The sequence below is a fragment of the Bacillus sp. SJS genome (assembly GCF_000732485.2).
Taxonomy (GTDB): Bacteria; Bacillota; Bacilli; order Bacillales; family Bacillaceae; genus Metabacillus_B; species Metabacillus_B sediminis.
Window position 1 is genome coordinate 46022 of record NZ_JAQV02000003.1, and the last position, 19501, is coordinate 65522.

Annotated in this window: 22 protein-coding genes; 6 read left to right on the plus strand and 16 right to left on the minus strand. The window is 43.0% G+C overall.

Annotation, left to right across the window (positions count from 1 at the left end; all coding sequences use genetic code 11):
• Positions 1-133: 133 nt before the first annotated feature.
• Positions 134-283 carry a 50S ribosomal protein L33 gene (rpmG, locus tag AS29_RS01350; RefSeq protein ID WP_035404153.1) on the minus strand — a complete coding sequence of 50 codons (150 nt, stop codon included), beginning with the start codon at positions 281-283 and terminating at the stop codon, positions 134-136.
• 118 nt (positions 284-401) lie between these two features.
• Positions 402-1319, minus strand: coding sequence for a ribonuclease Z (rnz, locus tag AS29_RS01355; RefSeq protein WP_035404151.1), 918 nt, complete (start codon positions 1317-1319; stop codon positions 402-404).
• Between the two features lie 532 nt (positions 1320-1851).
• Between rnz and zwf the strand changes: the two genes are divergently transcribed.
• Both zwf and AS29_RS01365 read left to right on the plus strand, forming a co-directional pair.
• Positions 1852-3339, plus strand: a complete 1488-nt coding sequence (gene zwf, locus AS29_RS01360) for a glucose-6-phosphate dehydrogenase (protein ID WP_035404150.1) — start codon at positions 1852-1854, stop codon at positions 3337-3339.
• Positions 3340-3400: 61 nt separating this feature from the next.
• Positions 3401-4024 (plus strand): cyclase family protein, encoded by a 624-nt coding sequence (locus AS29_RS01365; protein ID WP_035404148.1) that lies wholly within the window; start codon positions 3401-3403, stop codon positions 4022-4024.
• Between the two features lie 87 nt (positions 4025-4111).
• On the opposite strand, the gene AS29_RS01370 is transcribed toward AS29_RS01365, so the two are convergent.
• The 4 genes from AS29_RS01370 to AS29_RS01385 form a co-directional block, all read right to left on the minus strand.
• Entirely contained in the window at positions 4112-4897 is a 786-nt protein-coding gene (locus tag AS29_RS01370) for a glucose-1-dehydrogenase (protein ID WP_035404146.1), read from the minus strand.
• Positions 4898-4915: 18 nt separating this feature from the next.
• The gene (locus tag AS29_RS01375; protein WP_035404294.1) at positions 4916-5770 is read right to left on the minus strand and encodes a GRP family sugar transporter; all 855 of its coding nucleotides are present in this window, start codon (positions 5768-5770) and stop codon (positions 4916-4918) included.
• A 190-nt stretch (positions 5771-5960) separates the two neighbouring features.
• Complete coding sequence (gene gndA / locus AS29_RS01380; RefSeq protein ID WP_035404291.1) at positions 5961-7373, minus strand: NADP-dependent phosphogluconate dehydrogenase; 1413 nt, start codon at positions 7371-7373, stop codon at positions 5961-5963.
• A gap of 93 nt (positions 7374-7466) precedes the next feature.
• Entirely contained in the window at positions 7467-8717 is a 1251-nt protein-coding gene (locus AS29_RS01385) for a DNA polymerase IV (protein ID WP_035404144.1), read from the minus strand.
• Positions 8718-8855: 138 nt separating this feature from the next.
• On the opposite strand from AS29_RS01385, the gene AS29_RS01390 reads away from it, so the two are divergent.
• Positions 8856-9293 carry a DUF6376 family protein gene (locus tag AS29_RS01390; protein WP_035404142.1) on the plus strand — a complete coding sequence of 146 codons (438 nt, stop codon included), beginning with the start codon at positions 8856-8858 and terminating at the stop codon, positions 9291-9293.
• A gap of 28 nt (positions 9294-9321) precedes the next feature.
• Here AS29_RS01390 and AS29_RS01395 read toward each other — a convergent pair whose 3' ends face one another.
• Positions 9322-9804, minus strand: coding sequence for a chemotaxis protein CheW (locus AS29_RS01395; RefSeq protein ID WP_035404140.1), 483 nt, complete (start codon positions 9802-9804; stop codon positions 9322-9324).
• A 146-nt stretch (positions 9805-9950) separates the two neighbouring features.
• Here AS29_RS01395 and AS29_RS01400 point away from each other — a divergent pair, with 146 nt between their 5' ends.
• A complete protein-coding gene (locus AS29_RS01400; RefSeq protein WP_035404138.1) occupies positions 9951-10661 on the plus strand; it encodes a nucleotidyltransferase domain-containing protein in 711 nt (236 codons plus the stop codon).
• A gap of 42 nt (positions 10662-10703) precedes the next feature.
• Here the strand turns inward: AS29_RS01400 and AS29_RS01405 are convergent, their stop codons facing one another.
• The 3 genes from AS29_RS01405 to mce are packed head-to-tail and all read right to left on the minus strand — an operon-like array spanning position 10704 to position 13813.
• A complete protein-coding gene (locus AS29_RS01405) occupies positions 10704-11822 on the minus strand; it encodes a tripeptidase T (RefSeq protein ID WP_035404135.1) in 1119 nt (372 codons plus the stop codon).
• A gap of 24 nt (positions 11823-11846) precedes the next feature.
• Positions 11847-13394 (minus strand): acyl-CoA carboxylase subunit beta, encoded by a 1548-nt coding sequence (locus AS29_RS01410; RefSeq protein WP_035404288.1) that lies wholly within the window; start codon positions 13392-13394, stop codon positions 11847-11849.
• 2 nt (positions 13395-13396) lie between these two features.
• Positions 13397-13813: a methylmalonyl-CoA epimerase gene (gene mce / locus AS29_RS01415; RefSeq protein WP_035404134.1), complete on the minus strand. Its 417-nt coding sequence runs from the start codon at positions 13811-13813 to the stop codon at positions 13397-13399.
• Between the two features lie 159 nt (positions 13814-13972).
• Between mce and prli42 the strand changes: the two genes are divergently transcribed.
• Both prli42 and AS29_RS01420 read left to right on the plus strand, forming a co-directional pair.
• Positions 13973-14074, plus strand: coding sequence for a stressosome-associated protein Prli42 (prli42, locus tag AS29_RS21180; protein ID WP_156505830.1), 102 nt, complete (start codon positions 13973-13975; stop codon positions 14072-14074).
• A 287-nt stretch (positions 14075-14361) separates the two neighbouring features.
• Positions 14362-14745 carry a hypothetical protein gene (locus AS29_RS01420; RefSeq protein WP_035404132.1) on the plus strand — a complete coding sequence of 128 codons (384 nt, stop codon included), beginning with the start codon at positions 14362-14364 and terminating at the stop codon, positions 14743-14745.
• A 54-nt stretch (positions 14746-14799) separates the two neighbouring features.
• On the opposite strand, the gene AS29_RS01425 is transcribed toward AS29_RS01420, so the two are convergent.
• From AS29_RS01425 to AS29_RS01450, 6 genes are all read right to left on the minus strand, one after another.
• Complete coding sequence (locus AS29_RS01425) at positions 14800-15303, minus strand: L,D-transpeptidase (RefSeq protein WP_156505837.1); 504 nt, start codon at positions 15301-15303, stop codon at positions 14800-14802.
• A 60-nt stretch (positions 15304-15363) separates the two neighbouring features.
• On the minus strand, positions 15364-16320 hold the full coding sequence (locus AS29_RS01430) for an aromatic acid exporter family protein (RefSeq protein WP_035404129.1): 957 nt from the start codon (positions 16318-16320) through the stop codon (positions 15364-15366).
• 150 nt (positions 16321-16470) lie between these two features.
• On the minus strand, positions 16471-17193 hold the full coding sequence (locus AS29_RS01435; RefSeq protein WP_035404127.1) for an amino acid ABC transporter ATP-binding protein: 723 nt from the start codon (positions 17191-17193) through the stop codon (positions 16471-16473).
• Positions 17186-17842 carry an amino acid ABC transporter permease gene (locus AS29_RS01440; protein ID WP_035404126.1) on the minus strand — a complete coding sequence of 219 codons (657 nt, stop codon included), beginning with the start codon at positions 17840-17842 and terminating at the stop codon, positions 17186-17188. The genes AS29_RS01435 and AS29_RS01440 overlap by 8 nt, the downstream gene beginning before the upstream one ends.
• 64 nt (positions 17843-17906) lie before the next feature.
• A complete protein-coding gene (locus tag AS29_RS01445; RefSeq protein ID WP_035404124.1) occupies positions 17907-18701 on the minus strand; it encodes a transporter substrate-binding domain-containing protein in 795 nt (264 codons plus the stop codon).
• A 296-nt stretch (positions 18702-18997) separates the two neighbouring features.
• On the minus strand, positions 18998-19435 hold the full coding sequence (locus AS29_RS01450) for a BrxA/BrxB family bacilliredoxin (RefSeq protein ID WP_035404122.1): 438 nt from the start codon (positions 19433-19435) through the stop codon (positions 18998-19000).
• Positions 19436-19501 lie beyond the last annotated feature (66 nt).

Consider the following 19501-nt stretch of genomic DNA (forward strand, 5'->3'; position numbering starts at 1 on the left):
AAACGTCTCTCCTTTCCAAAAAAGTTTAAAAAGATATTACATCATAAGCACATTTGCGGAAATGGTATGGATACTTGTACGGGAACATGAAAAAGAGGCCATGCCTTTTTTAAAAGGCCGGCCTCTTCTTTCATTATTTCGTTTCTCTGTGCAGCGTAACACGTTTCAATCTGGGACAGTATTTGTTCACTTCAATCCGGTCAGGATTGTTTCGTTTATTTTTAGTCGTAATATAATTCCGGTCTCCAGATTCAGTACATGCTAATGTAATATTTACACGCATAGCCAATTCCTCCTTATGTAATATAAAACGTAATTATTACGATTTGTTTCCATTTTACACATTTATAGAGCGCGGGTCAACCTGATTAAAAGAAGTTCAGCTGAAGTTCACCCGCTGACTATTTGACTTCTAGCCTGAGCAAATCCTCTGCAATAATCGTATCACTGAAGATCTTAACTGCCTCTTCCAAAAGTGTTCCAACCTGTTCTCCCTGATACCTTGCACTAATATGGGTAAGGACGAGTTGCTTCACTCTGCATTGTTTGGCTAGTTCTGCAGCTTGAATGGTAGTGGAGTGATAATATTCATATGCTAGCTTCTCATCCTCTTCTCCAAAAGTTGCTTCATGGATCAGCAAATCTGCATCTTCTGCAAGCTTTGCCAGCTGAGGACAGCTTCTTGTATCCCCGCAGATGGAGATGATTTTACCTTTTTTAGGCGGCCCGAGGAAATCGGAACCAAGAATAAGTTTCCCCTCTTCCGTTTCCAGGGATCCTCCTTCTTTTAATTTCTGATAGGCGGGGCCGGGTTTAATTCCTGCAGCCATAAGCTTATCGGCCATGAGTGTGCCGGGCTTATCTTTTTCGATTACTCTGTAGCCATAGCTCGGAAGCCCATGCTCAAGAAGAATGGCTTCAACGATAAACTGCTCATCCTCAAAAACAATACCTCCTTCACCTTCAATCACTTCAATCGGGTATCGTAAATGGGTCTGGCTATGAGCAAGTGCTGCTTTTACAAATTGAGTAATTCCCTTTGGCCCATATATGGTAAGAGGATCTTCTGCTCCCTGGAATGAGCGGCTGCCCAATAGGCCGGGAAGGCCAAATATATGATCTCCATGCATGTGGGTGATAAAAATTTTCTCAATTTTACGGGGTTTTAATGAGGTGTGCAGGATTTGATGCTGGGTTCCCTCTCCGCAGTCAAACAGCCAGACGGTTCCCCGTTCTTCGAGCAGCTCCAGCGCCAGCGCAGAGACATTCCTTTGTTTGGATGGCACCCCTGCTCCGGTTCCTAAAAATAATACGTTCAACGTGAAGTCCTCCTAAGTACAATTCTTTCATCTAGAATACATGAAAAAGAGAAGCATGCACAGCGGACTGTGCATGCGATGGATAATGATTCCTGTGTTTTCAGCACTTCCTGAAGAGAAATGCGGTTTACTTTTCATTTAGCGCGTAAACAGGAAAATATCCTGATGGATACGTCGCATTTACCCGGTGAAAAGAAGCCCCCATCGTTCTCTCCCATTGAAAAATATGAATTGAATGATCTCCTTTTATTATACTCTTTGAAAAAAATTTTTGAAAATACTCATTAAAATTCATTGCGTTGCTACAAATACTTTTCTAAAGCTTAATTACAGCAATAATAATTGTTTTTCGGTTTCCAGTTCATACTAATGAGAGTAAAATTAGTTCAATTGTTTGCTTTAACCGGAATGAACCTTTAAAATTAAGAACCTGTACGGGACCTTTTTTAAAAGAGCATCATTATGCTTATTCGGAATCGTGACTTAAGCCAAAGAACTGGCACTTGACTATATGAAAAGTGAGGTCTTTATTGTGAATACAGAACAAAATCCAAAAGCCGTAATTGTTATTTTCGGAGCGACGGGCGACTTGGCTAAACGTAAGCTCTATCCGTCCATCTATCAGCTTCTTCAAAATAATCGAATCGGCAAAGACTTTGCGGTCGTCGGAGTTGGCCGCAGACCTTGGACTAATGAAGAATTCCGCAAAAATGTGAATACTTCTATTGAAAATGCAGTCCCAGATCATAAAGAAATGGATGAGTTCCTATCTCATTTCCATTATCATCCTTTCGATGTGACCAATCCTGAATCCTATCAAGAGTTAAAGGGATTGCTTGAAGAACTTGATCATACATATGATAATCCAGGCAACCGGATGTTTTATATGGCAATGGCGCCTGAATTTTTCGGAACCATTGCCATTAACCTGAAAAACGAAGGGCTTACTTCTACGCAAGGATGGAGCCGTCTTGTGATTGAAAAGCCATTTGGCACCGACCTGCCGAGTGCTCAAAAATTAAACGATGAAATTCGTGCAGCCTTCTCTGAAGATCAAATTTACCGGATTGACCATTACCTTGGAAAAGCAATGGTTCAAAACATTGAAGTCATTCGTTTTGCGAATGCCATCTTTGAACCGCTTTGGAACAACCGCTATATCGCCAATATCCAGATCACTTCCAGCGAATCATTGGGAGTGGAAGACAGAGGCCGTTATTACGAATCATCAGGTGCACTAAAAGATATGGTTCAGAACCATATTCTCCAAGTGGTTGCCCTGCTTGCCATGGAGCCGCCTATCAAACTGACCGACGAAGAAATCCGCAGTGAAAAGGTAAAAGTACTGCGTGCCCTTCGTCCCCTGAAGGAAAACGAAGTATCAGACTACTTTGTCCGCGGACAGTATGGAAAAGGCAGCATCCGGAACGAGGATGTTCCCGGCTACCGCGAAGAAAGCAACGTGGATCCGAACTCCAATACGGAAACCTTTGTAGCAGGGAAACTGACGATTGACAATTTCCGGTGGGCAGGAACTCCAATCTATATTCGAACTGGTAAGCGGATGCCCGCTAAATCAACTAAAATTGTGGTTCAGTTTAAAGATATCCCAATGAATCTTTATTATAACAATGGAGATAGTATGCATCCGAACCTTCTTGTCATTAACATCCAGCCGGATGAAGGGATCACCCTTCACTTAAATGCAAAGAAAACCGGCGACGGTTCTTATGCCAGACCTATTAAGCTTGATTACTGCAATAATTGCATCGATGGGATTAATACGCCAGAAGCCTATGAGAAACTGATTGATGATTGTCTTCACGGTGATGCAACAAACTTTACCCATTGGGACGAAGTAGCGTTAACCTGGAGCTACGTCGATACCATTGCCAAGGCCTGGTCCAGTGTAGCAGCAGAATTTCCTAATTATGCTGCTGGCACAATGGGACCGGCTGATTCAGATGATCTTTTGGCAAAAGACGGTTATCATTGGTGGCCTGTAACAGACACAGAATAATGTTTTTTGAGCGCCCTGCCTTGCAGGGCGTTTTATCCAATACATAAGGGGGACTTTATTTATGAAAATGTACGATGTATCCGCACCCATTTTCGAAGGAATGCCTGTCTATAAAAACAAGGAAGAAAAACAGCCCGTTTTAAACACGGCAACGAACGGCTATGTAACGGAAACACGCATCGCTATGGATTTGCACACGGGTACACATGTCGACTCCCCTCTTCACATGATTGTTGAAGGAGACACAATGGAATCAATTTCTTTGGACGATCTTGTCGGAGAAGCAAAGGTTTTTGATTTAACGCAAGTTGAAGACCGGATCCGTAAAGAAGATATCGAAAAATTTGATATTCAAAAAGGGGACTTTGTTCTTTTTAAAACAAAAAACTCTCTTGAGGACGCATTTAACTTTGATTTTATCTTTGTAGCTGAATGCGCAGCGAAGCACTTAAGTGAAATCGGAATCAGAGGAGTGGGGATTGATGCACTTGGTGTTGAGAGAAGCCAGGAAGGCCACCCTACCCACAAGACGCTATTCAAGCATGACGTTATCATTGTTGAGGGCCTTCGTTTGAAGGAAGTCAGGGAAGGAAGCTATTTTATGGTGGCAGCACCTTTAAAAATAGTAGGAAAAGACGCAGCGCCGGCCCGGATTCTTTTGTTTGAAGGATTGAAAGCAGAATAACGGATACAAGGCTGCCGGACAAGTCCGGCAGCCTTTTTTGTATCTTCTTTATTAGAAAAACATGCCCTTATCAGAGCGTAATAGCTATTAGCCTTTACCGGCCTGGAAGCTTGGATAATTCGTCATTCCGCCGTCAATGTAAAGAGTTGTTCCAGTTACATAGCTTGCTTCTTTAGAGGCAAGCCAGACAGCTGCGGCTGCTACTTCCTCCGGCTCACCGATTTTATTAAGAGGGATCATTTTCAGGACTTCTTTCTTCGCAGCCGGATCACTGAACTTTTCTTTGTTAATGGGCGTGTTAATGGCCCCCGGCGCCAAGCAGTTAACACGGATGCCATGCGGTGCAAATTCCAGTGCCAGCGTTTCACTCAGCATTTTGATTCCGCCCTTCGATGCTGCGTAATGGGCAAAATGAGGCCACGGAATGATCTGGTGTACGGAGGACATATTGATGATGCTTCCCTTTATGTCATGTTTAAGCATATAGGCAATAGCTTCTCTGCTGCCAACAAAAATACCAGTCAAATTCGTCGATATGACTTTGTTCCAATCTTCTAAAGACAATTCCTCAGATGGTACTTCGTTTTGAATACCGGCGTTGTTGACCATGACATCGAGCGTTCCATATGTATCAATGGCAAATTGAATGATTTTCTTCACATCTTCTTCTTTTGAGACATCTCCTTGTATCTTAACCGCTTCTCCGCCTGCCTCTTTAATCTCGCCAATCAGTTCATCAGATTTTCCCTCGTTTTTGTAATAGTTGATGACAACCTTTGCTTTCTCCTGGCCAAAGCGTTTCGCAATTGCACGTCCCAGACCAGAGCTTGCACCTGTAACAACAACAACTTTTCCTTCTAGATCTTTAAACATCTTTGCAGCAGCCCCTTTTTATCGTTTTGTATAGCCGAGCAGAACGCCTCCTGCGATAATGAGCAGGCATCCGATGATCACAAATATGATTTGCTTTTTCGCTGATTTCTCCTGCAGCAGGAACAGGCCGCCAAGGGTTGAAATGACAATACCTGTTTGGGACAGGGAAAAGCTTGTTGCTACACCTATTAGCGGCAGTGAAAGCAGCAGTCCCAGGTTACCTGCTGACCACCAAATCCCCGTCAAAATATTTCTTACTGCGTATTTGTTAAATGGCTTGCTTTTGATCGTGAGCACCACTGCTCCTGCAACCATACCGATTCCTTGAGGAAGAATCGCTGCCCATCCGTCAATTTCAAATTGCCGGATAATGACGACATAGCCAATATACCCAAGTGAAGAAACAAGTAAAATGAGCATTCCTTTTTTGAAATGCTTTTTGTCTTCTTCATTTTCTGCTTTTTGACCGATTGAAGTAAGCACCACTCCAATAATAATCGCAGCTACAGCAATGGAACCTAAAATGATCGCTGATTTTGTATCCCATTCTTTAAAGAGCAATACCCCAAATAAGGTTGTACCCATTAACTGCAGACCCGTAGAAATGGGCACCGTTTTGGCAACCCCTATGTATTTGACGCTGGACAGCTGTCCGAATTGGCCAATAGCCCATAAAACACCTGAAACAATTCCAATTCCCCATGCTAAACCATTGATGTCGGGAAAGGTGAAAAAATAGGTCACGATGGCAAACAGCAGGGCGCCAATCGTTATTCCAAGCGTCTGGCTCTTAGCATCCCCGCCAAGTTTTACACTGATTAATACTAAGCTTCCCCACGTAATGGCCGGGATTAATGCTAATAAAATTCCTATCATGATGATCGACTCCTATTATTGCTATATCTATTGATATGGCTGGTGTTCTCTTATACTTCCTCAATTCTTCAAACTTCAAACATTCATAAGGACATGTATGAAAAATTTTTACGGTTCTCAGGATCATTCTTACCATGCAAAAAAAAGGACCTGGCTTTATTAGTCAGCCAGACCCTTCACAAAAAACTTATTTAGTCATCCATTCTGTGTGAAAAATACCTTCTTTATCAATTCGCTGATACGTATGAGCTCCAAAATAGTCACGCTGTGCTTGGATCAAGTTTGCTGGAAGCACCTCTGTACGGTAGCTGTCAAAGTAGGCAAGCGCACTTGAGAAGCCAGGTACGGCTACCCCGCGTTCAATCGCGACAGAAAGAGTTTTACGTAGGGAAACCTGATATTTTTGCACGATTTCTTTGAAATATGGATCAAGAAGCAGGTTGGAAAGATTCGCATCTCTGTCAAACGCTTCCTTGATTTGCTGAAGGAATGCTGCCCGAATGATGCATCCTCCTCTGAAAATCATCGCAATTTCACCATATTTAAGATCCCAGCCGTATTCCTCTGAGGCTGCCTTCATTTGGGCAAAGCCTTGTGCATAGGAGCAAATTTTACTCATAAACAGTGCCTGGCGGACCGCTTCGATTAGTTCTTGCTTGTCGCCCGTGTAAGTGCCTGCTTCAGGACCTGATAATACTTTGCTTGCCTTTACACGTTCGTCTTTCATAGCTGAAATAAAGCGTGAAAAGACGGACTCTGTGATGATAGGCAGCGGTACACCGAGATCCAATGCATTGCTGCTCGTCCATTTTCCTGTACCTTTTTGTCCAGCCGTATCCAAAATAACGTCCACTAGCGGCTTGCCGGTTTCGTCATCTTTTTTTGTAAAGATATCGGCTGTAATTTCGATTAGGTAGCTGTCTAGCTCCCCTTTATTCCATTCCGCAAATACTTCATGGAATTCCTCAGCAGATAGTCCCAGGACATTTTTCAAAAGGAAATAGGCCTCTGAGATGAGCTGCATGTCCCCGTATTCGATTCCGTTGTGGACCATTTTAACGTAATGGCCTGCGCCGTCCGGACCGATATAGGTTGTACAAGCTTCGCCATCTACTTTGGCGGAAATAGCCTCAAGAATCGGCTTTACGAGATCGTGCGCTTCTTTTTGTCCCCCAGGCATGATGGAAGGTCCTTTTAACGCGCCTTCCTCACCGCCAGACACACCTGTTCCGATAAAGTGAATTCCGCTCTCGGCAAGCTCCGAATTCCTGCGCTGTGTATCTTTAAAGAACGTATTTCCTCCATCGATCAGGATGTCGCCTTTATCCAAATACGGAAGGAGCGTTTCAATCGTTGCATCCGTTGCCGGTCCCGCTTTTACCATTAACAAAATTTTTCTTGGAGTTTCAAGCGATTGGACAAACTCCTCTATGCTGTATGTACCTTTTACATTCTTGCCTTCGGATTCTGCTAGGAAATCCTCTGTTTTATCAGAAGAACGGTTGTAAACGGATATGGAATACCCGCGGCTCTCAATATTTAAAGCTAAATTCTTACCCATAACGGCAAGACCAATCACACCAATTTGCTGTTTTGACATGTCAAAACGTCCTTTCCTGTACGTATGGTTCGTTACAATCATGAAAATATCACACTTGCTCCTGTGCTTTCAAGCGAAGCGACCTGGAACGGCCTAATCCTTAGAGTCTCTTAGAAAATCTTTGTTAAAGCTCGTTCCGCTCGTATGGTCCTCATCTGTTCTTCCAGTCAATCCGCGTTTAATCGTATTTTTTCCAAATTTCCCGTTAATCTGGTCAAGTACATTCCAAAGCGGCTCTTCCTTCGCATCCTCCTGGTAGGAAAACAAATCAAGCTGTTTTACGGCTTCTTCTTTTTCAAGCAAGTCCATTCCGGTTATGCCAAGCAGCCGGATTGGTTCTCCTGTCCAGTGCTTATAAAATATCCGCTTTGCTTTCTCTTCAATATCGGATGCCCCCGCAATCGGATTTTCAAGCTTTGCTGTGCGTGTGAAGGTCTGGCGATTACCATAGCGGATCATAACAGACAGTCTTGAGGCCAGAACATTTTTGCGGTTCATCCTTCTGCTTACCGATTCGGCAAGCTTCGAAATCAGTTTATCCAGTTCCCTCGGATTTGATGAATCTTTAGGAAGAGTAGATGAATTTCCAATGCTTTTAAAATCGTATATGGAATCCGGATCAACATGACGGTCATCTATTCCCGATGCCCTTTTTTTCAGACGCTCCCCATTGATGCCAAGCAGTTCTTTTAATTTTCCATCCTCCGCCACTACAAGATCATGAATGGTGTGAATGCCGATTCCTTTCAGCTTCTCTCCCGTTTTCTCCCCGACTCCATGCATTTCTTCAACAGGCAGCGGCCATAGAAGCTGATTGAGTTCGCGCTTGCGGAGCACCGTAATGCCAAGCGGTTTTTTCATATTGGAAGCCATCTTAGCCAGAAACTTATTTGGAGCAATCCCTATGCTCGAAGGGAGCATTAGCTCCTCAAGCAGCCTTGATTGAAGAGATTTGGCGATATCAATAGGGTTTTGGCCATTCGTATATTCGGTAATATCCATATACCCTTCATCGATGCTCACAGGCTCAACCAATGGAGTATACTCTCTCAGCACGTCAAACATCGCTTTTGAGGACTGGCGGTAACGGTCAAAGTTTGGTTTCCTGACCACAAGATCCGGGCATAATCTTCTAGCCTGCCAAAGCTGCATCGTTGTTTTTACTCCGTATTTTCTTGCTTCATAGGAGCAGGTTACAATGATTCCCTTCCGTTCCTCTGCGTTCCCGGCTATCGCCACCGGCTTTCCTTTTAACTCAGGATCGTAAGCCATTTCAACTGAAGCATAAAAGCTATTCATATCGATGTGAAAAATGATGCGTCCTTTTTTCACTTCTCCCTGCATTCCGTTCACTTCCCTATTAAGGTCCTGCTTCTATTTTATCATATTTCATTTTTTTCTCTTCAGCTTGCTTAAAAAAGGATCAGAGTGGAAAGACTAGAATAATTAAGTGAAAGATGTTTATGATGGAGGATATCACTCATGATGCGCGCGATGACGCTAATAATCATTTTCTTACTCTTCCTATCCGGCTGCTCTTTTTTTGGCAAGCCTGCTACATACGGAGAAGAAGCTGCAAACTTTGCCTATGAACTGGCGGATGAGTCTGAACAGCTCTCGACTCTTTTCTATGATGCAGCTGATAGTGAAACGGCCAGGACAGAGCTTGAATCAATTTTACTCAGTATGAAAAACCAAATAAAAACCTTTAATAAAATCCATGCACCTGATCAGATGACAGAGTGGCACCGGGATCTGTTGGAACAGAATGACCATGCCCTTCAAAACATTGAAGAGTATTTAACCGCTATTGAAAATAACACCTATACTGAAAATCTGAAAACCGATCCCGGATTGCCGAGGCAGGTAATGGTTATACAGAATATGGCTAAAAACATAAAAAATGATGAGAAGAAGTAATTCCATCACACATGCAAAAAGCATCCAGTCAAATGGATGCTTTTTCGTTTTCTTCAATATTGAGGGTCAGTAATTCAGACTTTATGTCATCCAGTGCTTCCAAAGTACCGATGAATGAAGCGGGGTTAACCAGTGTAATCAGCCTGCTGTCCTTCATGGCAATGGAAGAGAACCATTTTGATGAGGCCCCTGCTCCAATCGGCAGCGGTTTGAGCTGTTCTTGTTCAAGCTCCAGTATTTCCTTTGCTTCACTCACTAGCAGTCCGGCTGTTAATTCATCCGTCTGAACCGTGATAATCTTTGCCTTTTCCAGCTCATTGTTCTCTATTTTCTTGAAAAGGCATGAAACGTCGATGACTGGGACCAATTCACCTCTGATCGGCATAACACCCTTTACATAGTCCGGAAGATTGGGGATTGGTTTGAGATCAAGCACTTTCTCAATTGAGACAACATGCTCGATCGAAATCCCGAAATCTTCTCCTTGAGTTTGAAAAATTACCGCCTTCATAATAGACCATGCCCCTTCCGATATTCATCGTATCTATCATACTATGGATTGGTTATCTGGAAAAGCCTCCCGGATATTTTTCGCAAAGCGGGACTTTATCCCTCTAAATATGGTAAACTATTCAAAACTTATCAGGAGGGGCTTCTATGTACCGACCAGAAGCAGTGTCAGCAGCCTATGATTTTGTTAATGAGCATTACCCCGAATGCCAGGCAGCACTTTTAGCTGGAAGTACATCCAGAGGAGAAACGCGCCCCTTATCAGATCTCGACATCGTTATCTTTGTAACGGGAATTATCCGGTCGTACAGGGAATCTATCCATTTTAAAGGCTGGCCCGCGGAAATTTTTGTACACAGCCTTCTTTCGATAAACGAAATCTATGAAGCTGACCGGAAACGGGCGATTCCGAGCATGCAAAGAATGGTTTTTGAAGGGAAAATCATTAAGGATAATGGGATTGTATCTCAGTTGAAGAAGGAGGCAGAAATTCAGCTGCTAAAAGGACCTGATTCATGGCCGGATTCCATGATTAGAATGAAAAGGTACTTCATTACCGATGCATTAGAGGATTTAAAGGATAGCAGCTCAAGGGAAGAACAGCTTTTTATCGTTCAGGCGCTTACTGATCTTTTATATGAGTTTTATTTGAGAATGAACAGGCAATGGCTCGGGTCAAGCAAGTGGAAATATAGAACACTCGCTGCGTTTGATCCAGATCTCACGATTGATTTCATGGAGGCGCTGCACCGTTTTTACGAGAAGGGGGAAACCGGAAAGCTTCTCCAGCTGGCCGACCGGATATTGAAGCCTTTTGGCGGAAGGCTGTTTGATGGGTTTTCATTAGGAAAAGACTAAAAAAGCAGGGCCATCTCCAATCGGGACGGCCCTGCTGTTCTATTATGTTGCTGCTTCTTCGATTACCGCAACCACCATTTCAGCGGTTTTAACCAGTTCTTCGACTGGCATCTTTTCGTTAGTGGTGTGAATATCTTCATAGCCTACAGCGAGATTGACGGTCGGAACTCCATTTCCTGCAATGACGTTCGCATCACTTCCACCGCCGCTTGTAAGCAGACGGCTCTCACGGCCGATGGCTGCCGCAGCACGCTTCGCAACTTCGACAACGTGATCGCCTTCCCCGAATTTAAAGCCCGGGTACATAACCTGAATATCTACTTCCGCTTGACCGCCAAGTTCTTTTGCCGCCTCTTCAAACGCCCGTTTCATTTTTTCTACTTGGGCTTCCATTTTTTCAGGCACTAAAGATCTTGCTTCTGCCAGAATTTCTACATGGTCACAAACGATATTCGTTTGAGTGCCCCCTTCAAAGCGTCCGATGTTAGCCGTCGTTTCATCATCCAGACGGCCAAGAGGCATTTTAGAGATCGCCTTGGCAGCAATTGTAATCGCCGAAACACCTTTTTCCGGCGCTACTCCAGCATGAGCAGTTTTGCCTTTAATTACCGCTTTTACCTTCGCCTGTGTAGGAGCGGCAACAATGATGTCCCCTACTTTCCCGTCACTGTCCAGTGCATATCCGAATTTAGCTGTCATCAGTTTAGGATCCAGGGCTTTTGCGCCGACAAGACCGGACTCTTCTCCGGCAGTAATGACAAATTCAATTTTGCCGTGCGGAATTTCTTTTTCTTTTAAAATACGGATTGCTTCAAACATTGCAGCAAGACCCGCTTTGTCATCTGCTCCGAGAATGGTTGTACCATCTGTTACGATATATCCATCTTTAATGGATGGTTTAATGCCCTTGCCTGGTACAACAGTATCCATGTGGGATGTAAAGTAAATCGGATCCACTCCATCTTTGGTTGCTTCCAGCGTGCAGATCAGGTTGCCTGCTCCATGCCCCGTTATGCCTGTCGTATCATCCTCCGTAACGTCCAGTCCAAGGCTTGCGAATTTTTCTTTCAGCACCTTCGCAATTTCTGCTTCAAACTTTGTTTCGGAATCGATTTTTACCAATTCGAGAAATTCTTCTACTAGCCTGTCTTGATTTACCATGGTGTTCCCTCCGTTTTCAATCACTTATAGCGGAATATTTCCGTGTTTTTTATATGGCCGTGTCTCTTTCTTAGAAGAGAGCATGTCCAGTGCCTGAATAAGCTTAATCCTGGTTTCCCGGGGATCGATGACATCATCGACCATTCCCTGGCTTGCTGCTACGTATGGATTAGCGAATTTTTCACGGTATTCCTCAATTTTTTTTGCCCGTTCCGCTTCCGGGTCTTCACTGTTTTGAATGTCTCTTGAAAAAATGATATTTGCCGCACCTTGGGGTCCCATCACGGCAATTTCAGCGTTCGGCCATGCGTATACCAGGTCTGCACCGATTGATTTGCTGTTTAGTGCTACATAGGCACCCCCGTATGCTTTTCTTAAAATAACCGTAATTTTGGGAACCGTTGCTTCTGAGTATGCGTATAAAATTTTTGCTCCGTGACGGATAATTCCGCCATGCTCCTGTTTAACACCAGGGAAAAATCCGGTTACATCTTCAAATGTAATAATCGGAATGTTAAAGGAATCACAAAAACGGATAAATCTCGCAGCTTTGTCTGAAGAATCGATATCCAGTCCTCCAGCCATGTATTTCGGCTGATTGCAGACTAAACCGACCGTTTTTCCCTTTATCCGTGCAAATCCGACCACCATATTTTTGGCAAAGCCCTCATGGACCTCCATGAATGAATCCGGGTCCATAATATTATGAATGACGGTTCTTACATCATAGGGTCTGATCGCATCAAAAGGGATTAAATCAGTTAAATCAGGACGGTAATCGCTCCCTTCAGGTTCTTCTTCATTTGGCGGCTTTTCTTCATTATTCTGAGGCAGATAGCTTAAAAGAAGCCGGACCTTTTCCAAAACTTCCTGCTCTGTCCCGCCGGAAAAATGGGCATTCCCGCTGACTGTATTATGTACATGCGCTCCGCCAAGATCTTCTGAGCTGATTTTCTCACCAGTCACGGTTTCAATAACCTTCGGCCCTGTAATAAACATTTGGCTTGTTTTCTCCACCATGAAAACAAAATCAGTAATAGCCGGAGAATAAACCGCACCGCCTGCACACGGCCCCAGAATAACGGATATTTGAGGAATGACCCCTGAATATATGCTGTTTCTGTAAAAAATGTGTCCGTAACCATCTAATGATACCACACCCTCTTGAATCCTCGCACCTCCAGAGTCATTCAGCCCAATGAATGGAGTGCCGTTCTTCGCTGCAAGGTCCATCACTGCAGCAATTTTTTTTGCATGCATTTCTCCGAGCGCTCCGCCAAATACCGTGAAATCCTGTGAGAATAAATAAATGGGTCTGCCATTTACCTTTGCATACCCGGTTACCACTCCATCTCCCGGTCCTTTTTTGCCTTGGAGGCCAAAATCATTGCACCGGTGTTCAATAAACGCATTCAGTTCAACAAAGGTCCCCTCATCAACCAGTAGGTCAATTCGTTCTCTTGCCGTTAGCTTTCCCTTTTCATGCTGTTTTTCTATTTTATCATCTCCGCCGCCCATCTCAATCTCACGCCGGCGGTCATATAATTCGTTAATTTTATCGTAAATATCCATATTCATTTCACATCATTCCCCTTTTTTTCACAAAGCTCTGTTAAAGTTCCGCCTGTTGATTTCGGGTGCAGAAACGCAATGGCAGCCCCTCCTGCACCTAAGCGCGGAGTATGGTCGATCATGTTAATGCCCTGCGTCTTCAGTTCTTCAATCCGTGCTGCAATGTTTTCTACTTTATAAGCTACGTGATGAATTCCTTCGCCTCTTTTTTCAATAAACTTTGCTACCGGGCTATCGGAGGAAGTCGGCTCAAGCAACTCAATTTTTTGATTGCCCGCGTCTAAAAAAGCGACCTTGACCAGCTGGGAAGGCACTTCTTCCTCTCCAATGAGCTTCATACCTAATGTGGCTTCATAAAACGGCAGCGAATTCTGAATAGATGTTACCGCGATCCCTATATGATCTACTTTTTTTATCATGCTTTATCTCTCCCATGCTGTAAACGGATACATACATACATTCTCCAATATCCGCCTTGATTCCTTCTTATTCGAGTGAATCTCTTATTTCTGATTTGGTCTTGTCCGGAATTGAAATTCACGTTAAAATGAAACTATTGATTTTTGGGAGTGATTGACATGTCCAATAAAAAAGTCCAGAAAATTGTTGTGATGGTTATGCTGGGAGTCATGCTCCTGACAACGCTTCTAGCCGGATTATCAACTTTCATCGGGTTCTAAATAGGTGTTATATAAAAGGATCGCTGCGGCAGATTTGCCTCAGCGGTCCTTTTTATTTTTGCTTTGTTAGACTTGGCTTTGATTTTCGCTGCAGTCGTTCGCTCCAATCAGCCAACTTATTAGCTAACACGATTTTGCATATGATCGAAATCCGGAAACGTTCTGTTCACACCTGTTCTTGATTAATTAACTTTGCCGAAATTAATTGATCGAAGAAGGAGAATTGAATAGTCGTAAAGAACTACATTCATGCAGGATATTAGCTTATATGGAAAGGAGAATGATGAATGGAATTAGAACCCTGTTTTAATCATAATAGTGCAGCTGGAGCCCATACATGTGCTTATTGCATGAAACGGTATTGCAAGGAATGTTTTTTACTGCATACTTCTAGAAAGGTAGTGATCTGCACCGGCTGCTATCAGAATATATCCAATCGAATTAAAAAAGTTTTCCCTTTGAACTTATCGCTGATCATCCTATCTGTATTATTTTTAATAGCCGTTCAAGTATGTTACTTTATAGAGCTTACCGACTTTTCAGCCACATTTATATCAACGCTATTTTTTACTGGTGCTGCCGTTTGGCAAATAAAAAAGCGAAAAACTTACAGGGAATTTTTAATCTCAGAGAAATCTCCAGAAGCATTACATGCATCCCCATCTGAATAATACATAACAGAACAGAAAAAACTCGCAAAAATTTGGCGAGTTTTTTAAATCCTTTTATTCGGTTGAAATGGCCCCTTTTTCCTTAGCCAGTGTTTCAAACGTTTGATTCGTATCGGTAATCCAGACTTTGGTTCCGATTGGAATCTTGGAAAAGAGCTGTTTAACTTCTTCATTGTGCATGCGGACACAGCCCTGTGTGACAAAGCTTCCGATGGATGATTCGCGATTCGTTCCGTGAATACCATATGTCCGTCCATCCGTTCCTTCTGCATCAAATCCGATCCATCGGGGACCGAGAGGATTTTTCGGATCTCCGCCGGGAATGTCTTTTTTCCGGTAGTATGGATCCACCGCTTTAACGACAATTGAGAATTCTCCCTCTGGTGTAAGCTTTGATTCCTTACCGCTGGCAACAGAGTAAATCTTCTGAATCGATCCATCATCAATAAAAGCCATTTCGTTCGTTTGCTTATTTATAATCAGGTATGGATCTCCCTCAACCGGGTTATGTCCCAGCGGCCAAATCGGAGAAGCCATCAGTATGGAAAGAATCATCATCCATTTCAAAAGCAGCACCCTCTTTTTACTTATTATGAGAAAAAAGAGGGTGCTCCATCCTTATTTCAGTCCTTTGAAATAACTTTTCATCACTAAATATTGTTCAAGCTCCCTCACAAGATGAAGAAGGGAAGCACGGGTTTCAAATTCTTCTCTTGTTTTCGGCAGCTCCATTTCCTGAAAGGATGCTTTCATATCGTGCAGCTTTCTTAAAAACATATGGGCGGTGTTTCCTGGATGAATATGCTCGCGCAGATCTTTAATGAAATCGGCGATCATTTCCCCCTGTTCAACGGTAACGGATAAGTTTGAAATCAGCGGCAATAGCCGTTCAATTAATTCGAATTGTTTTTCTCTCATCCGAAAATAATGGTAATACAGGTTTTCGTTCCGGAGGAAATGGTTTTCAACATCCCGGAAGGCAAGTGTTTTGGCTTCATGAATGAGACTCGCCGTTTCTGTTATCTCTTTGCCATCCCATTGATTGTCCCCTTCAAGCAGATACAGCTCCATCTGGCAGAAAATCGAGGCAAAATTGGCTTCTATCTTTTTTTGATATGTTTCCAGCCTTCTGTCGACGCTCGGCATATAAAGGTTCATGATTAGGGCAACACCGATGCCTGTTGCAATCAGGGCAAGCTCGTTCAATATGAGCGGTAAAGTAATATGGTTGGATGCGTATAAATGAAGAATGATGACAGAGCTGGTTACAATGCCTTCCTTCGCTTTTGCCATAACAGCTACCGGTATAAATAACAGCAGCATAAGTCCGATGACTAGCGGAGAATAGCCGAACAGCTCAAAAAATGCGAATGAAAATATGATGGCGATGGAACACGCCAGAAATCTCGCCCATGAGCTTTGCAGGGATTTTTTCTTTGTTACCTGAATGCAGAGAATCGCAATAATTCCTGCTGAGGGGAAATTTTGAAGTCCGAACAATTGGGCTAGGCTGATCGCGGCAGCAGTTCCCAATGCGGTTTTTATCGTTCTGTAGCCTATTCTAAATTGCTTCATGCAAAAACTCCTAATTCTTGTTGTCCCTATATTGTAACCTAAAAAAGAACTGGTTCAAGCGGAAACGCCCCTCTCCTTTGACAAACACCTCGATTGGGTGCAGCAAAAGGAGGCGGGCGCCGCTTGCCAGCTCTATAGTCCGATACTAGTTTACAGCATTTTGCTCAAAAAGTCTTGTGCCCTTTGTGTTTTAGGATGGGCAAAAAATTCCGCAGGAGGAGCATCCTCTACAAGGGCTCCGCCATCCAGGAAAAGGACCCGGTCCGCAGCTTCCCGTGCAAAGCCCATTTCATGTGTTACGATGATCATCGTCATTCCTGTATGTGCCAAGTCTTTCATTACATCAAGGACTTCTTTGACCATTTCAGGATCCAGAGCAGATGTCGGCTCATCAAAAAGCATGACATCCGGGTTCATAGCAAGTGCTCTTGCGATCGCCACCCGCTGCTTTTGGCCCCCGGAAAGACGGCTCGGGTATTCATTTGCTTTATCGCTTAAGCCAACCTTTACAAGAAGCGCCTTCGCTTTTTCCTCTGCTTCTGCTTTTGACAGACCCTTAACAGTAGTCGGAGCGTAAGTCAGATTTTGCAGCACTGTTTTATGAGGAAACAGATGAAAGTGCTGGAACACCATTCCTAAGTTCTGACGGATCACGTTAATTTTCGCTTTAGGAGCCGTGACTTTTTCTCCGCCAATTTCAATTTCACCGCTCGTTGGCACCTCGAGAAGATTTAAGCATCTTAAAAAGGTTGATTTTCCTGAACCTGATGGACCAATAACCGCAACCACTTCTCCTTTATTTATGGATACTGAAATATTGTGCAATACTTCGTTTTTCCCGAAGGATTTATGCAGCTTGTCCACTTTAATCACTTTGTCTCAATCTCCTTTCAATCAGCTTGCCGATCATCGTAAGGATCATGACGAGAATGTAATAGATGAGCCCCGCGAATAAAAGCGGTTCAAAGTATTTATACATATCGGCACCGACTTGATAAGAGCGTCTCATAACGTCTCCAAGACCAATAACCGTTACGATCGCAGACTCCTTCGTCAGCGTAATAAACTCATTAACCAGGGCAGGCAGGATGTTTTTAAATGCCTGCGGGAGAATAATATCCTTCATCGTTTGATTGTACGGAACACCGAGAGCCATAGCCGCCTCGCGCTGCCCTTTATCGACAGCTAAAATTCCTGCACGGATCACTTCAGATATGTAAGCCCCTGAATTAAGGGTGAAAGCGGCAACTGCAGCCCAATACGGTTCAATCGTACCGATAAATTGCGGAAGACCGAAGTAGATAATAAGCAGCTGCAGAACGAGAGGCGTTCCGCGAAAGATGGATGTATAAAAATCGGCCAGCCAATTAAGGGGCTTTATTCGGCTGATTTTAAGCAGAGCAAGGACGATTGCCCATGTAAATCCAAAAAGAGCGGAAAGAGCCACAAGCTTTAATGTGATGCCAAGTCCTCCCAGTATAAAGGGGATTGAACCTGAAATAGCTGAAAAATCGATATTCATCAGATCACTCCTTTCTACTTGTCAAAAGAAACGTTCAACCTTCAGAGTTGAACGTTTCTCCTATTTATTCAGATTTTTGATCTTGGCCGAACCATTTCAGAACAAGCTTTTCCAATTCGCCGTTTTCTTTCATTTTATTAAGAGCTTCATTAAATTCTTTTGTGTATTTGCTGTCTTTTTGGAAAGCGATGGCGGAACCCGCTTCCTCTTCATTCCCGGTTTCCATTGTGAAACCTTCAAGATCTTTATCTTTTTCAAAATATCCTTTAGCTACTGTGTCTTCAATAATGGCAGCCTCAAATCGTCCTGCTTTAATTTCTTGAACGATATCTGGAATACGATTGCGGTTTTCGATTTTAATTTTGGTTTTCTCTGCGATTTTTTCTGCTTCCCCTTCCTGGATAGAACCGAGCTGAACTCCTACTGTTTTGCCTTCCAGGTCCTCAACCGTTTTAATTCCGCTGCCTTTTTTAGACACGATCATGTGCTTCGCTGTGTAATAAACATCCGTGAAATCTACGTTCTTTTTGCGTTCTTCCGTCGGTGTCATTCCTGCCAGAACCATATCAACCTGTTTCGCTTGCAGGGCTGGTACAAGACTATTAAAATCCAGGTCCTGAATTTCTACCTTGTAGCCAAGTTCGTCTGCCAAAGCATTAACCAAATCAATATCAAAACCGATAATGTCATCGCCTTTTGTCGTATCTTTGTATTCAAATGGTGGATAGTCGGCAGATGTAGCCATCTTTATAACTTTCTTCTCTTCTCCTTCATCCCCTGATGTTTCTTCTGAAGATCCGCATGCGGCAAGCATAGAAGCAATTACGAGGCCAATTGCTAGCAATAACCATTTTTTCATTGTTTGTTTCCCCCTATAATTTTGTAAAGTTAAAAATATTCTAAATTTAATAAAATTATGTCCTATATCCTAGAACTTTTCAAGAAGTTTTTAACCTTATATTTATACGATATTTTGTATTTTAACACGATTTTATATTTATGCAATATAGTAATTAAAAATAAATTTAATTTTATATTTTACTATTCTTGAAAAATACCGATGCATCAGGGTTAATCATCACTTTAATTGATAAAAGCAAAAAAAAAAGAGACCTCTATTTAAAGGTCTCTCTTAATAATTATACACAACTGTGATTACACTTCCTTGCAGTGCTGTTCAAATGCTTCCTGAAGTTTTGCTACTACAGCCATCGGCTCGTGCCCTTCAATTTCATGACGTTCTACCATTGCTGCAAGCTTACCGTCCTTCATAAGGGCAAATGATGGAGAGGATGGCGGAAATCCTGTAAAGAATTCACGAGCTCTTGCTGTCGCTTCTTTATCCTGTCCGGCAAATACCGTTACAAGGCGGTCTGGACGCTTATCATAATGAACGGAATGAGCTGCAGCCGGTCTCGCAATTCCTCCAGCACATCCGCAAACAGAGTTCACCATTACAAGCGTTGTTCCCTCTTGTTTGAATGTATCCTCTACCTCATCTGCTGTTGTTAATTCTGTATAGCCTGCAGCTGTTATTTCCTGGCGGGCCTGTCTGACAACATCATTCATAAACAAATTAAAATCTATGTTCATATTAATCTCTCCTTTGCTTTACACATCACAATAGTCTGCTTTGAAACTGGTGAAGATCGCTCCTAC